Annotated in this window: 10 protein-coding genes; 8 read left to right on the top strand and 2 right to left on the bottom strand. The window is 33.9% G+C overall.

Features of this window, described 5'->3' with window-relative positions; all coding sequences use genetic code 11:
* Positions 1-40: 40 nt before the first annotated feature.
* The 3 genes from PQ463_RS00990 to PQ463_RS00980 all read left to right on the top strand — a co-directional run bounded on the left by PQ463_RS00990 (position 41) and on the right by PQ463_RS00980 (position 3,930).
* Entirely contained in the window at positions 41-2,350 is a 2,310-nt protein-coding gene (locus PQ463_RS00990; RefSeq protein ID WP_274255884.1) for a type IA DNA topoisomerase, read from the top strand.
* A gap of 331 nt (positions 2,351-2,681) precedes the next feature.
* On the top strand, positions 2,682-3,158 hold the full coding sequence (locus PQ463_RS00985; RefSeq protein ID WP_274255883.1) for a DUF6265 family protein: 477 nt from the start codon (positions 2,682-2,684) through the stop codon (positions 3,156-3,158).
* A 34-nt stretch (positions 3,159-3,192) separates the two neighbouring features.
* Positions 3,193-3,930: a protein phosphatase 2C domain-containing protein gene (locus tag PQ463_RS00980; RefSeq protein ID WP_274255882.1), complete on the top strand. Its 738-nt coding sequence runs from the start codon at positions 3,193-3,195 to the stop codon at positions 3,928-3,930.
* 38 nt (positions 3,931-3,968) lie between these two features.
* On the opposite strand, the gene PQ463_RS00975 is transcribed toward PQ463_RS00980, so the two are convergent.
* Positions 3,969-5,129 (bottom strand): MFS transporter, encoded by a 1,161-nt coding sequence (locus PQ463_RS00975; protein ID WP_274255881.1) that lies wholly within the window; start codon positions 5,127-5,129, stop codon positions 3,969-3,971.
* A gap of 217 nt (positions 5,130-5,346) precedes the next feature.
* Here PQ463_RS00975 and PQ463_RS00970 point away from each other — a divergent pair, with 217 nt between their 5' ends.
* From PQ463_RS00970 to PQ463_RS00950, 5 genes are all read left to right on the top strand, one after another.
* Positions 5,347-7,665: a TonB-dependent receptor gene (locus tag PQ463_RS00970; protein WP_274255880.1), complete on the top strand. Its 2,319-nt coding sequence runs from the start codon at positions 5,347-5,349 to the stop codon at positions 7,663-7,665.
* 146 nt (positions 7,666-7,811) lie between these two features.
* A complete protein-coding gene (locus PQ463_RS00965; protein ID WP_274255879.1) occupies positions 7,812-8,537 on the top strand; it encodes a DUF4198 domain-containing protein in 726 nt (241 codons plus the stop codon).
* A 233-nt stretch (positions 8,538-8,770) separates the two neighbouring features.
* Positions 8,771-11,062 (top strand): TonB-dependent siderophore receptor, encoded by a 2,292-nt coding sequence (locus tag PQ463_RS00960; RefSeq protein WP_274255878.1) that lies wholly within the window; start codon positions 8,771-8,773, stop codon positions 11,060-11,062.
* A 317-nt stretch (positions 11,063-11,379) separates the two neighbouring features.
* Positions 11,380-11,841: a putative polyvalent protein kinase domain-containing protein gene (locus tag PQ463_RS00955; RefSeq protein WP_337992891.1), complete on the top strand. Its 462-nt coding sequence runs from the start codon at positions 11,380-11,382 to the stop codon at positions 11,839-11,841.
* Between the two features lie 88 nt (positions 11,842-11,929).
* A complete protein-coding gene (locus PQ463_RS00950; RefSeq protein ID WP_274255877.1) occupies positions 11,930-12,553 on the top strand; it encodes a GyrI-like domain-containing protein in 624 nt (207 codons plus the stop codon).
* Between the two features lie 63 nt (positions 12,554-12,616).
* Here PQ463_RS00950 and PQ463_RS00945 read toward each other — a convergent pair whose 3' ends face one another.
* Complete coding sequence (locus PQ463_RS00945) at positions 12,617-15,250, bottom strand: valine--tRNA ligase (protein ID WP_274255875.1); 2,634 nt, start codon at positions 15,248-15,250, stop codon at positions 12,617-12,619.
* Positions 15,251-15,452: the final 202 nt, after the last annotated feature.

Raw genomic sequence — 15,452 nt, 5'->3', positions numbered from 1 at the left:
TTAAAATTCCTTAATTTCGCTACAAATAAGAAAAGGAAAAATGAAGGTCTGTATTGCTGAGAAACCAAGTGTAGCACGTGAAATCGCATCTGTTTTGGGTGCCAATACCAAGCACGATGGTTATTACGAAGGCAATGGCTATGCTGTGACCTACACTTTTGGGCATTTATGCACCTTAAAAGAACCCAACGATTATAAACCGCACTGGAAAAGCTGGGATTTGAACAATCTTCCTATGCTTCCTGAAAAGTTTGAAACCAAAGTCGTTCAAAATTCCGGAATTCAGAAACAGTTTAAAATTATTAAAAGCCTTTTTGAAAAAGCCGATGTAGTTATCAACTGCGGGGATGCTGGACAAGAAGGAGAACTCATTCAGCGCTGGGTGATGAACGAAGCGCATTATAAAGGCGAAATTCAGCGTTTATGGATTTCATCTCTTACTACAGAAGCTATTAAAGAAGGTTTTGAAAACCTAAAACCCTCTTCTAATTACGATAATTTATTTTACGCCGGGTTTTCTAGAGCCATTGGAGATTGGCTTTTAGGAATGAATGCAACGCGTTTGTATACCGTAAAACATGGTGGCTACAAACAGGTTTTATCTATCGGCCGTGTGCAGACCCCTACACTGGCAATGGTTGTAGATCGTTTTAGAGAAATCGAAAACTTTAAACCTCAACCCTATTGGGAATTGCAGACTTTGTACAGAGAAACGCTTTTTAGTTATGAAGAAGGTCGTTTTCTAAAGAAAGAAGACGGAGAAATTATAGCCGCAAAAGTTAAAGAAAGTGATTTCGAAATTGTTTCTGTAGATAAAAAAAACGGAAACGAATATGCTCCTAAACTTTTTGATTTAACAGGTTTGCAGGTTTATTGCAATCAGAAGTTTGGGTTTTCGGCAGAAGAAACGTTGAAAATTGCACAGACTTTATACGAGCAGAAAGTAATTACTTATCCCAGAGTAGATACTACTTTTTTACCTGGAGATATTTATCCGAAAGTGCCAGGGATTTTGCAGAAATTGACCAATTATGCAGAATTGACCCAACCTATTTTAGAGAAAAAAATCAAGAAATCACCAAAGGTTTTCAACGATAAAAAAGTAACCGATCACCACGCGATTATTCCAACAGGAGTTCAGAACAATCTTCCTCATAATCAGCAGCAGGTATACGATATTATTACAAGACGTTTTATTGCCGTTTTTTACGATGATTGTTTGGTTGCCAACACGACTGTAATCGGAAAAGCTGCCGATGTGACTTTTAAAGCAACAGGAAAAGAAATCTTGAAAAAAGGTTTCCGTGTTGTTTTTGAAGATCCGAATGCGAAAGAAAAAGAACCTGATTTATTGCCGAGTTTTACTGTAGGCGAAAAAGGGCCACATGAACCATCTTTTCTTCAAAAAGAAACCAAACCGCCCAATCAGTTTACGGAAGCAACTTTACTGCGTGCGATGGAAACCGCAGGCAAACAGGTTGACGACGAAGATTTACGCGAATTGATGAAAGAAAACGGAATCGGGCGTCCGTCAACACGTGCGAATATTATTGAGACGCTTTTCAAACGTCAGTATATTGTTCGAAATAAAAAACAGGTTTTACCAACTTTAACGGGAATTCAATTGATTGATACGATTCAGAACGAATTGGTGAAATCTGCCGAACTTACGGGAACTTGGGAAAAGCAATTGAAAGATATTGAAAAAGGAACTTTCACCGCCGCAGCATTCATTAGAAACATGAAACGTATGGTGGAAGCTTTGGTTTATGAAGTTCGAAGCGAAACCAAACATGCCAATATTTCGCATGCCGCAACAATCCAAAAACCTGTTGCAAAAGCAGAAAAAGAGAAAAAGAAAGCTTCTGGAATTTCGGCTGAAACTTGTCCGAAATGCCAAAAAGGAAATATACTAAAAGGGAAATCGGCTTTTGGATGCAGCGAATACAAATCGGGCTGCGATTTTGTACTGCCTTTTGTCTTTCACGATAAAAAAATTACAGAAAGCCAATATTTACGACTGGTTCAAAAAGGTTCTACAGTAAATATAAAAGGCTTTAAAACCGATTCTGGAACTGTTGAAGGTTTAATTCGTTTTGAAGAAAAATACAAACTGAAACTAGAGCCAAAGAAAACAGATAAAAAAGCCGAAGCAAAAGAAAGTTCGGATGCTTTGACTTGTCCGAAATGCAAAAAAGGAACGATTCTAAAAGGCAAAACGGCTTATGGCTGCGCCGAGTACAAATCGGGCTGTGATTTTAAAGTTACTTTTGATGAAGTTCGAGCAAAACTTCAAGATCAAAAACCAACAAAAGAATTGGTTTACTCGATTTTAAGTGCGAGCGTTTAATTTTTTTTTGCCACGAATTTCACGAATTTCCACGAATTATTTTTTGAAAATTACTGTGTCTATATTATTTGCCACGGATTAAAAGGATTAAAATGATTCTTTACTCTGTGTATTTTACCAATAATTGCACAAATTTTTTCTCGCAGATTTGACAGATTTTTATAATGTAGAGTATAAAATAAATCTGCTGAATCTGCTAAATCTGCGTGAGACAAAATCATTTTAATCCTTTAAATCTGTGGCAGATATAAAAAAAGAAATTCGCGAAAATTCGTGTAATTTGTGGCAAACATTTTTTTCATACATTAGTGCTATCAAAAACCTCATAAATATGTTTCAGAAAATTACTCTTTTAGCCCTTGTATTAGTCGCAGTTTCTTGCCAGAAAAAAGAAACCGTTGAAAAAGATAAAATCAAAAAAGCCGACTGGCTAATCGGGAATTGGGAGAACACAACTCAAGATGGGGTTTTATCTGAAAACTGGCAAAAATTAAACGATAGTACTTTTAGTGCTGTTTCTTATTTTATAAAAGGAAAAGACACCATTCATTCTGAAAGTATTATTCTGGCACAATTAGGAGAAACGTTGACATACAAAGCAACTGTAAAAGGTCAAAACGATGACAAACCGGTCTTCTTCCCTTCTACTTCTGAATCAGATAAACAATTGATTTTCGAGAATCCGAAACACGATTATCCTCAAAAAATCACTTACACAAAAGGTGCAAACAATACTTTGACTGCAGAAATCTCTGGGAATTTGAACGGGAAACCGAGTTCTGAGAAGTTTGTTATGACGAAGAAGTAAGCAAATAGAAATTTAGTAATCCTATTTATATTAGATGAGAATATATTCATCGCTTCAAATTGGCGATTACCATCAAAATAATTGTGAAGATCATTTATTTGTTGGCGAATATGGCAAAAATAAAATTCTTTGCGCTGTGATGGATGGTTGTACCACTGCTTTAGAAAGTCAATTTGCTTCTTTACTAGTTGGGAAAATTCTAAAAAAAATCTGCATAGAAAAAGGTTATAAAGAATTTATTGAAAAAAAGTCAGAACCTATTCTTCCAGAAGAAAATCTAAAGCTTATTTTACAAGATTTATTAAGTGAACTCCGTATTGTTAAAAATCAGCTGCTAATTGATGAAAAAGAATTACTGACAACGCTAATAATTCTTGTATTTGACAAAGAACAAGAAAGTGGTATTGTATTGGTAATTGGTGATGGTCTAGTAAATATAAACGGAAAAATAACGGAGTTTGAACAAGACAACAAACCCGATTATTTAGGTTTTCATCTTACTGAGGATTTTCAAACTTTTTACAATTTACAAAACCAAAAAATCACATTCAATACACTAGATGATATTAGTATTTCTACTGATGGCATTTTTACTTTCGAAAAATTGCTACCAAAGAAATCTAAAGAAGAAATTGATGTAATTCAATTTTTGACAATTGACAAAGTAAACTCTGAAAAGGATGATATGTTTGCTTTTAAACTAAAAATATTAGGAAATGAGTTCGGATTAAAACCAACAGATGATTTCTCAATTATTAGAATAATTAAATAAATGAATTTATAAAGTATTTTTATTCGCTGCAAAAAAAATCACTCATTCTCCCCGATCTTATTCACCATAAAAATCATCAGAATACCTAAAAGCGCCATTACGAAAAAAGCCCATTTCATGCTTGAATATTCAGAGATAAAACCAACCATTGGCGGAACTAGTAAAAACCCAAGATAGCCAATTGTAGATATTGAAGTTAAAGCAGAACCGCTGCTCAATTTTGAAGATCTTCCGGCAATACTAAACACTAACGGAACTACGCAAGAAACCCCAAATCCGATTAAAACGTAGCCAAAAATTGTTGGATATGCGTATGGCAGTATAAAACAAATACCAAAGCCAACCGTTATTAAGATTCCGCTATAAAGCAGGATTTTTTTAGTTCCAAATTTAGTTACGCCATAATCACCAAAAATACGTCCTAAAGTTACAGCCGAAGCAAAAAATACAAACGCAGCGCTGGTTAGTTTTGGTGAAGCTTTTAATATATTTTCGAAATAAATTCCGCTCCAGTCGTACATCGTGTTTTCGCAAGCCATCGAAACGAAACAAATCAGAGAAAATTTTACCAGATTCTTTTCTGGCATAGAGAAGAACTTCTTTTTAACCGGAACAGGTTCGTTGTGAATGCTCATCGGGTAAAAACAAGCCGTTAATGCCAGCATAAAAATACTCACTCCCAATAAATGATGTGATGGCGCAATTTTCTGCGTTACCATTACATACCCTAATCCCGCTCCCGAAAAAACGGCAATACTCCAAACGGCATGAAAACGCGTAATAATCGATTTTGGATATAATTTCTGCACTTCTAGAGATTGTGCATTTATAGATAAATTAAAAATATTACGAGAAGCTCCAAAGAACAAAAGTATAATAACTAACTGCCAAACAAATGCTGCCAAACCTGGCAACGACAATGCAATATTAAACATAACCGCGCCAAGTAGCATAATATAACGGCTACTGTACTTGTTTAACAGTTTTCCTGTAAAAGGCATTGTCAACATTAAACCGATTGGAAAAGCAAATAAAACAGCTCCAAATTCGGCTTCAGAAAGTTTTAATTGGGCTTGTATATGTGGAATTCTCGAAACCCACGAAGAATAACCAAAACCAGAAAGGAAGAAAAAAACGGTATTGGCAATGCGATATCCTCGAGGCGTATTTTGAATCTTTTTAAAGAATGGTAAAATCATGAAATCGTTTTTCAGACTGCAAAATTAAGCCTTTTTATAGTTTATCTCACTACAAGTTCTAATAAGAATTTTGATTAATCGCTATAAAATCAACATTTAACAATTTCGATACTAAATGAGAAAAAAATAAAATTGTTAAAGTTATTTTAATTTCTACATTTGCATTGTTTTTATTTATTCTAAATAAAATTAATTATAAACCAAATTCAAAATAATAATGAATTACCTCAGTTTGAAAACTTCACGTTTTCTATTTTCAGTCAGTCTACTATTTTCGTTTTTATCTGCCTTTGCACAAAACCACGGAAAAATTAAAGGAACAATCACAACATCTGATGGCGATGCTGCTGCAGGTGTCAATATTATCCTAAAAAACACCAAATACGGCACCGTTTCTAATGATGACGGTAGTTTTGAATTTAACAGAGTAAAACCCAGCACTTACATTATACAGGTATCTTTATCGGGCTATGAAACACTTGAAAGAGAAATAATTGTCACTGAATTTGAAACCATTACCACTAATTTACAATTAAAGGTTTCTAACAAGGAATTGAATGAAGTGGTTGTAAATGGCAAGAAAAGCAACTTATCAAAAAAGACCGATTATGTTGCCAGAATGCCATTAAAAAACCTGGAAAATCCGCAGGTTTACAATGTTATCCATAAAGAACTATTACAGGAGCAAATTGCGGTAGACATAAGAAGCGCGGTTCAAAATGCTACTGGCGCAATTTCAAAAATATATCCTTCTGGCGGACTTGAAATTAGTTTTAGAGGATTCAGTACAGGCGTCAACGCACGAAACGGTATGGAGACTCTTTCTGGACGAAGCTCAATCTCGATTGATAATGCCGAGCGAATTGAGGTGCTAAAAGGTCCTTCTGGAACTTTGTTTGGTTCTTCTGTTTCTTCATTTGGAGGAGTTGTAAACCTAGTTACCAAAAAGCCTTTTGAAACTAGCAAAACAGAGATATCTTATACAGGAGGAAGCTTCGGACTACAACGCGTTGCAGTAGATTTTAATATGCCTTTGACTCAGAATAAAAAAGTTTTGTTTAGAATGAACGCTTCGGCCAATACAGAAAACAGTTTCTTAAATTATGGTTTTAATAAAACTGTCTTATTTGCACCAAGCCTTATTTATAAAGCAACTGACAGATTAACACTGAGTTTAGACACAGAGATTTTCAACACCAACAATACCCGTCCTACTTACGGACGTTCTTATGCGGCAGGACTTACCAACCCAACAGATCTAAAAGTAGATTACAGAACAAGCTTATTTGCCGATGATCTTGATGCGAAAACAAGTTCTCCTAAAATATTTGCTCAGGCAGAATATAAATTTTCTGACAATTGGAAATCTACAACGCTGTTCTCATTAGTAGACGAACGTGTCAATCATAGTTATCAATACTACACGGCATGGAAATCGCCAACAGAAGTTCAAAGAATGGTATCGCGTTTTGGGCCAATTCACAATAACTTCACCAATTTTCAGGAAAATATTAATGGTGAATTTTCGACCGGAAGCATCAAACATAAGCTCTTAGCCGGTATTAATTACAGATTTACAAAAGGCACATTTAAATATGCTACAACACAGGTTTTAGATGTAATTGATGTAACGACAGCTTTCGAACCCATTCGAAAAAGCGACGTAGATCCAAAATTGAAAGAAATGCAATTTGGTGTTCCAAATGAGCAGACTTTTAGTGTTTATGCTTCAGATGTAATTAGTTTTACAGATCGCTTATCGGCAATGTTAAGCCTTCGATTGGATAACTTTGTTCAGAAAAAAATTGAAGATACAGAGGGTTACAACCAAACTGCTTTGTCTCCAAAATTAGGTTTGGTTTATGAAGTAGTTAAAGAACAGGTTTCCTTATTTGGAAATTATATGAATGGTTTTCAAAATGCTGGGCCAGTAAATCAGCCAGACGGATCAATATTAATCTTAAAGCCAATTTATGCCAATCAATATGAAGGTGGTGTAAAAGTAGAAGCATTCAATAAAAAATTAAGCACAACACTGAGCTATTACAACATTACAATTGACAATGCTACCAGAACAAATCCGGATGGTTATAGCATTCAGGACGGGAAACAAGTAAGCAAAGGAATTGATTTTGAATTTATCGCCAACCCAATAAACGGTTTAAACTTGACTGCTGGTTATGCTTACAATGACAATCGTATCGTTAAATCGTCTGACGCTTCAATTGAAGGAAACAAGGCCAGCGGCGCACCAGAAAATGTAGTGAATTTTTGGCTTTCGTATAAATTTCAAAACACACTAAAAAATTTAGGTTTTGGTTTTGGAGGAAATTATGTAGACAAACAATATAAATTTGAAGACGAAAGCTTTTATGCTCCTTCTTATTCTACTTATAGTGCGACTGTATTTTACGACAGACCCGTATGGAGACTTGGGGTTAAATTCAACAACCTGACAAACACTAAATATTGGGATTCTTATGGAATGGCTCAGACTCCAGCAAACTTCTTAGTAAACCTAACGGTAAGACTTTAGTTTTCCTATTCAAATATTTTCTAAAACCTCGAAATCTATGCATATGAAATAGTCTTCGGGGTTTTTCTAAAGTTTTTATTTTTAATTATTCTAAATAAAACTTATGTTTGTAAAAAATATCATTCTAATAATTTAAACTTGATCTTATGAAATCAAATACTTTAAAAACAATAAGCTTTTTATTTTTAATGCTTTTTGCTGCACCTCAACTTTTTGCTCATGCTCTTTGGATAGAAACTAAAGCAACCGGAACTAAAGGAAAAGCTCAGGAAATTTCTGTTTATTTTGGAGAGTTCTCTGATAACGATATTACAAAAGCTGATAAATGGTTTTCTGATTTAAAGGATTTCTCTCTAGTTGTAATTTCTCCTTCAAAAAAAGAGATTAAATTGACTTCTAAAGCTTTAGACAATAAATACCAAGCCTTCTTTACACCAGATGAAGATGGAGTTTATACGATTGTAATGCACCATACAGTAAAAGACGTTTACGGTACTATGAAACTAGATTATAACTCTAGCGCAAATGTTGTCGTAGGAAATAAAGCTACTGGAAACAATATTGCTTCTAATACTAATAAAATCGCTGTTTTCTCAGAAAACGCAGATGCAGCCAAAAAAGACACTAAAATTACTGGTGTTGCGTCTTACGATGGAGCTATCGCAAAAGAAACTAAAATTAAAGTAATTGCACCAAACGGATGGGAAAAAGAATTATGGACAAATGATAAAGGAGAATTCTCTTTTACTCCAATCTGGTCTGGAAACTATATGGTAGAATATGCTCACACAGATAAATCATCTGGTGAACATAACGGTAAAAAATACGACGAAATCTGGAAAATGGCTACTTACCAAATTTCAGTAAAATAATACCCTAAAGTTTTATTCTTAGAGTTTAATTTCAATTTAAAATCCTTGCTAACCAGCAAGGATTTTTTGTTACTATTTATACTAAATTAAAATAACATTAGAAAATTCTTAAGCAAATCTTAAGAAAACAATAAGCAAGTTTTAATAAAGAAAATCACTTCATAATTTCTTGTTAAAGAGTCTGTATATTTATATTTGCACTCGATAATTTTTATTGAATCTAAATAAATACCATGAAATATAATTTACTATTTGCACTTGGATTATTAAGTTTTGCTTCTTACGCTCAGGATTACTCAAGCAATGAAACTACATCTTCAGTTACTGATACTGTAAAAAATAAAAAAGGAGAAATTCTAAACGAGGTTGTAGTTACTAAAACAAAAGAACCAAAACCTGTAACAGCAGTTCGTTCTGGATTAAAACCAATGGATAATCCGCAATCGATACAAGTTATCGGTTCTGAAGTTATCGAACAGCAACAAGCTATCAGATTAAGTGAAGTACTTAAAAATGCCAATGGTGTTTATGTAAGTTCTGCACGTGGTGGCGCTCAGGAGTCTTTCTTCTCAAGAGGTTATGACATGTCTGCTAATAACATGTTCAAAAACGGATTCCGTTACAATTCAGGCTCTATTCCTGATGTTTCAGGTTTAGAGAAAGTAGAATTTCTAAAAGGTAGTTCTGCATTATTATTTGGAAACGTAGCACCGGGAGGAATTTTAAACTTAGTAACCAAAACGCCTCAATTTAAAAGCGGAGGAGAAATCTCAATGCAAATGGGAAGTTACGCTTATTACAAACCAGCATTTGATTTTTATGGAGGTCTTAATAAATCAATTGCCTTTAGAATTAATGGTTCTTACGAGAATTCTGAAAGCTTTAGAGATGTCGTAAAAAACAAACGTTTTTACATTAACCCATCTTTACTTTTTATCATTAATCCAAAAACTCAAATTACAGTTCAAGGAGATTATTTAAGTGCAGATTGGACACCAGATTTTGGAACTGGAATTATCGGAAAAGAAATTTTAGATCTTCCAAGAAGCGCTTTCTACGGCTCTCTTTGGTCAAATGGAACAACTAAATCTTCTAGTGCATCGGTATTATTAAATCACGATTTTAATAAAAACTGGAAGTTAAACTTCAATAGTTCTTATCAAACATACGATAGAACACAAAAATCTACAGCTCAACTATCAAATTTAGATGACACTAAAATATATCCAATTCCAGGTTACTGGAACAGAGGTTTAACTCAGGGACAAAACTTAGAGCAAATTTTAGGAGATCAATTAAGCATTCAGGGGAACTTTAATACTGGATCTGTAAAACATCAAATTTTCACCGGTGTAGATTGGGAAAATTCGTTTGCAACTGCTTATACTTATGCTTTTAGTGAAGAAAAAGTAAAAGTAAACGGTAAGTATGATCCAAGTCTTTATGACACTATTTATCTTTTTGATTTTGATCCGTCAACACAAAGAAATGATATTCCGAACGCAAGAGCTACACAAATTACAAAAACAGATACAAATCGTTTTGGAGTGTACTTCCAAGATTTTATTTCTATCACAGATAAATTTAAAGTTTTGGCTGGTATCAGATGGTCTTGGCAAGAAGCTGAAGTTAGCACATACAAAGAAACTAAAACTGGAGCTGGAAATCCTCAAGATGCAGTTCCAACAGTTACACCGAAACGTTTAGACAACGCATTTTCTCCTAAAGCAGGATTAGTGTATCAGCCAACAAAAGACGTTTCGATATTCGGAAGCTACTCTACTTCTTTTACGCCAAATACAGGAACAACTGTAGATTTACAGCCTATCGAAGCTTCTATCATTGATCAATATGAAGTTGGTGTGAAAACAGATTTCTTTAAAGGTTTATTAAGCACAAATGTTACTGTTTATCAAATTACAAACAGCAATTTGGCACAGATGGCACCAACAAAAGCTGATGGAAGCGACAATTTTGATGCAAGCATTAAGATGTTAAGCGGTGAAACTAAAAGTAAAGGTGTTGAAGTTGATGTTACAGCAAGACCAGTAGATGGTTTAAATATTATCGCTGGATACAGCTATAACGACATGCGTTATACTAAAACTTCAGGCTTAAACGGAAGTTTTGTTGAAGGAGATCGTGTAGCAAGAACTCCATTAAATACTGCTAACTTAAGTTTCTTCTATACTTTACAGTCTGGATTCTTTAAAAATGTTTCTTTTGGAGCAATCGGAAACTATGTTGGTGATCGTTTAGGTGGATGGAATGATGATTATGTTTGGACAGAAAACAAACCTTCTACTAATCCAAAAACGTACACGGTAACCATCAGAGATCGTGATATTCCGTTAGAAGGTTATGTTACAATTGATGCATCTGTTGGATATACTTGGAATAAATTCTCTATTCTTTGCAAATTATCAAACATTACAAATACATTAAACTATACAGTTCATGAGAACTATAGTGTAAACCCAATCGCTCCTCGTCAGGTTATGACAAGTTTGAGATACAAGTTCTAAAATATTGAATTAGATGTTTTTTTTTATCCCGAGATTTTCTGTTTCTCTAGAAATAGAAAATCTCGGGATTTTTGTTTTGAATTAAAAAAGTAATACAAAACTTACTTTTTTTTTGTTTTTTGATAAAATGCACTATTTTTGCATTTAACATTATGAAACATGAATTACAACTTATCATTTCAGGAAAGAGCGAAGTTAAGCATGGAACAAATATCCAAGCAGCAGCCAGTTACCTTAGAAGAAGCCAAAGCTCAAGTACAGTGGCTAAAGAATTCTAGCATTTCAAAAAACAAGAAAAAGAGACCTTAGAAGGGTTTATTGAATTATATAATCTTTGGATTTTAGATATCAATCTTGATAATTATGTTTCTGAAGGAGCTGAACAAAAAGTCTATTTAAAAGACGGGAAGCATGTAATCAAACTTAATGATTCTATTTATTATAACTCTTGGATAGATTATTTCAATAATCTATTATTAAACAACTTCTTTTTTCCAGATACAGCATACAATTTACTAGGCTTTTTCAAAAATGCAGATATCTTATATGCAGTTGTGGAACAGCCTTTCGTAAAAGCAACTGAACCAACAGACTTAGAGCTTGTAAAGAAGTTTATGCTTGTAAACGGTTTTTTAAATACCAAAAACAACGATTATTATAATCCTGATTTAGGAATTATTCTTGAAGATCTTCACGATGAAAATGTATTAACAGAAAATGGTATACTTCAATTTATAGACACCGTTTTCTATATTAAAGATAATTTCTACGAAAATTAAAAAACTAATTTCGTAAAAAAACAGAATTTCTACTGACATACCCTTGTCACTTTAACCTATTTAATTTGCATTATAAAACACAAAAAAGATGAGCAAATTAGATTTAACCAAAACGGACAAAACGTATTATAAGGCCAAAACTACTCCTGAAATTGTTTATATAGCAAAAGCAAATTATATATCGCTTACAGGCCAAGGAGATCCTTCTGGAAAAGATTTTTCAGAAAAAATTCAAGCGTTATACACTACGGCGTATGTTATTAAATTTATGCACAAAGCCATGAACAACGATTTTGTTGTCCCAAAACTAGAAGCATTGTGGAGTTTTGATAATGAAAAATACGCATCAATCTCAATGGATGAAGCTCCGCTGAAAATTCCTCGTTCTGAATGGAATTACAGAATTATGATTAGAATGCCCGATTTTGTAACGAAAGAACAAACCGAAGAAGCTATTGCCATTGCAGTCAACAAAAAACAAAATGCATTAGCCAAAACAATTGAATTCTTTGAAATGGAAGAAGGCAAAGTTATTCAGGTTCTTCATATTGGCCCTTTTGAAACTGAACCTCAAACACTGAAAAAAATTCAAGAATTTAGTACCCAAAACAATCTACTTCAAAATGGACTTCATCATGAAATTTATTTATCAGACTTTCGCAAAACAGCACCCGATAAATTAAAAACTATACTGAGAGAGCCTGTAAAATAAAAAACCCGACAGGTTTCAAAAACCTGTCGGGTTTAATTTTATAAATTAAACAGAAACTGATTCTTATTTCAAACCAGCCAAACTCTGCTCGATTGTAGCAATTTTTGCTAAAGCATCGGCTTGTTTTTGTTTTTCTAAATTAAGAACTTTCTCTGGAGCTCCGTTTACGAATTTCTCGTTAGAAAGTTTCGCTTCAACAGATTTCAAGAATCCTTTTGTATAATTCAATTCTTCTGTCAGTTTTGCGATTTCAGCTTCAACGTCAATATTTCCTGTAATTGGAATGAAATATTCATTTGATTTTACACGGAAAGACAATGCGCCATCAACTTTTTCTGAAACATATTCGAAAGCAGAAACATTTCCTAATTTCGTTATAATTGAATCAAAATAAGTAGAAACATTTTCGCTGTTGATTCCTTTTAATTCGATTGCGTCTTTAAACGGAATATTTTTGTCTTTTCTGATGGTTCTGATTCCAGAAATTACTTCAATTGAATTTTCAAAATCAGCAATTAATTTTGCATCAAACGGTTTTACTTCTGGCCAAGTCGAAACAATTAAAGCTTCTTCTGGAGATCTTTCAGCAATTAACTGCCAAATTTCCTCTGTCAAGAAAGGCATAAACGGATGCAATAACTTCAAGTTGTTTTCTAACATTTCGATCGCTTTCGCGAAAGTTACGCTGTCAATTGGCTGTTGGTAAGCTGGTTTAATCATTTCTAAGAACCAAGAACAGAAGTCATCCCAAACCAATTTGTAGATCGCCATCAATGAATCTGAAATTCTGTATTTCTCGAAATTATCTTCAATATCAACCAAAGTTTGCTGTAATTTAGCTTCGTACCATTCGATTGCCACTTTTGATGATTCTGGCTGTGCGATAGTTTCTGAAACTTCCCAACCTTTAATCAATTTGAAAGCATTCCAGATTTTGTTAGAAAACGCTTTTCCTTGACTGCACAATTCTTCATCAAACATAATGTCGTTTCCTGCAGAAGCACTTAAAAGCAATCCTACACGAACACCATCTGCACTAAATTTATCGATCAAGTCTAAAGGATCAGGAGAATTTCCTAATGATTTAGACATTTTACGGCGTTGTTTATCACGAACTAAACCAGTTAAATATACATTTGTAAATGGTTTTTCTCCTGCATATTCGTAACCAGCAATAATCATTCTCGCAACCCAGAAAAATAAAATATCCGGGCCTGTTACCAAGTCGTTTGTTGGATAATAATATTTAAAATCTGGACTTTCTGGATCCATGATTCCGCCGAAAACAGACATTGGCCATAACCAAGATGAGAACCAAGTGTCTAATGCGTCAACATCTTGTTTTAAGTTGTCGGTTGTTAGTTGTTGGTTGTTGGTTTTTTCTTTTGCTAAAGCTAAAGCGTCTTCAATGTTTTCAGCAACTACGAAATCTTCTTTTCCGTCTCCATAATAATACGCTGGAATTTGTTGTCCCCACCATAACTGGCGAGAAATATTCCAATCGCGAATATTGTTTAACCAGTGCGCGTAAGTGTTTTCGAAACGTTTTGGATGTAATTTAATATCTCCTGTTTCTAAAACTGACTTAATTGCTGGTTTTACCAATTCTTCCATTTTCAAGAACCATTGGTCAGATAATCTTGGTTCGATTACCGCTTTGGTTCTTTCAGAAGTTCCTACTTTGTTTAAGTGGATTTCTGTTTTTGCTAAAGCTCCAATTTCTTCTAGTTCTTTTGCAATTTCGGTACGAACCACAAAACGGTCTTTTCCTTGATAATGTAATCCGAAACTGTTTAATGTCGCATCTTCGTTAAAAATATCAACGATTTCAAGATTGTGTTTTTCACCTAATGTTTTATCGTTCATATCGTGCGCAGGCGTTACTTTCAAACATCCTGTTCCGAATTCTACATCTACATATTCGTCTTCAATAATTGGGATTACTCTTCCGCAGATTGGAACGATCGCTTTTTTACCTTTTAAATGTGTAAAACGTTCGTCGTTCGGATTGATACAGATTGCAGTGTCTCCAAAAATAGTTTCCGGACGTGTTGTAGCAATCGTCAAGAAATCTTCCGAACCTTCGATTTTATATTTTAAGAAAAATAATTTTCCTTGCTGTTCTTCGTAAATTACTTCTTCATCAGAAAGAGTAGTTTTTGCTTCTGGATCCCAGTTTACCATACGGTATCCTCTGTAGATTAATCCTTTGTTGTATAAATCTACAAACGATTTAATTACAGATGCAGACATATCTGGATCCATTGTAAATTTGGTACGCTCCCAATCGCAAGAAGCACCTAATTTCTTAAGTTGTTCTAAGATTGTTCCGCCATATTTATCTGTCCATTCCCAAGCATGTTTTAGGAATTCTTCGCGGGTCAAATCGTTTTTATTGATTCCTTCTGCTTTTAATTTAGCTACCACTTTTGCTTCAGTAGCAATAGATGCGTGGTCTGTTCCTGGTACCCAACAAGCGTTGAAACCTTTAAGACGCGCTCTACGAATTAAAACATCCTGAATCGTATTATTCAACATATGTCCCATGTGAAGGACTCCAGTGACGTTTGGCGGCGGGATTACAATGGTGTACGGTGTTCTATGATCTGGTTCTGAATGAAAATAGTTGTTTTTCATCCAGTAATCATACCATTTACTCTCAATCGTCTTAGCGTCAAATTGTGCTGGAATTGTCATTTATATATGTTTAATCGTTTATTTGTTTAACCGTTTAATCGGTTTTGATCATTGGACTTTAATTAATTCATTTTCTTATTTTCTGTTTTCAAAAAGATCATTTATAATTCAATCTCAACGATTAAACAAATAAACGATTAAACAGTTAAACAAAAAAATGGTTCAATTTTTGTATTTATAACTGACAGCAAAAGTAAATAAT

The organism is Flavobacterium sp. KACC 22763, assembly GCF_028736155.1.
In the GTDB taxonomy this organism is placed as follows: domain Bacteria; phylum Bacteroidota; class Bacteroidia; order Flavobacteriales; family Flavobacteriaceae; genus Flavobacterium.
Note: the sequence above shows the minus strand (reverse complement) of the source record. Positions and strands in the feature narration are given on the sequence as shown.

What these genes read in the sequence shown, in the direction of transcription:
- PQ463_RS00960 (WP_274255878.1), top strand. Translation starts at nt 8,771, where the DNA reads ATGAAATATAATTTACTATTTGCACTTGGATTATTAAGTTTTGCTTCT.
- PQ463_RS00950 (WP_274255877.1), top strand. Translation starts at nt 11,930, where the DNA reads ATGAGCAAATTAGATTTAACCAAAACGGACAAAACGTATTATAAGGCC.
- PQ463_RS00965 (WP_274255879.1), top strand. Translation starts at nt 7,812, where the DNA reads ATGAAATCAAATACTTTAAAAACAATAAGCTTTTTATTTTTAATGCTT.
- PQ463_RS00990 (WP_274255884.1), top strand. Translation starts at nt 41, where the DNA reads ATGAAGGTCTGTATTGCTGAGAAACCAAGTGTAGCACGTGAAATCGCA.
- PQ463_RS00945 (WP_274255875.1), bottom strand. Translation starts at nt 15,250, where the DNA reads ATGACAATTCCAGCACAATTTGACGCTAAGACGATTGAGAGTAAATGG.
- PQ463_RS00985 (WP_274255883.1), top strand. Translation starts at nt 2,682, where the DNA reads ATGTTTCAGAAAATTACTCTTTTAGCCCTTGTATTAGTCGCAGTTTCT.
- PQ463_RS00980 (WP_274255882.1), top strand. Translation starts at nt 3,193, where the DNA reads ATGAGAATATATTCATCGCTTCAAATTGGCGATTACCATCAAAATAAT.
- PQ463_RS00975 (WP_274255881.1), bottom strand. Translation starts at nt 5,129, where the DNA reads ATGATTTTACCATTCTTTAAAAAGATTCAAAATACGCCTCGAGGATAT.
- PQ463_RS00970 (WP_274255880.1), top strand. Translation starts at nt 5,347, where the DNA reads ATGAATTACCTCAGTTTGAAAACTTCACGTTTTCTATTTTCAGTCAGT.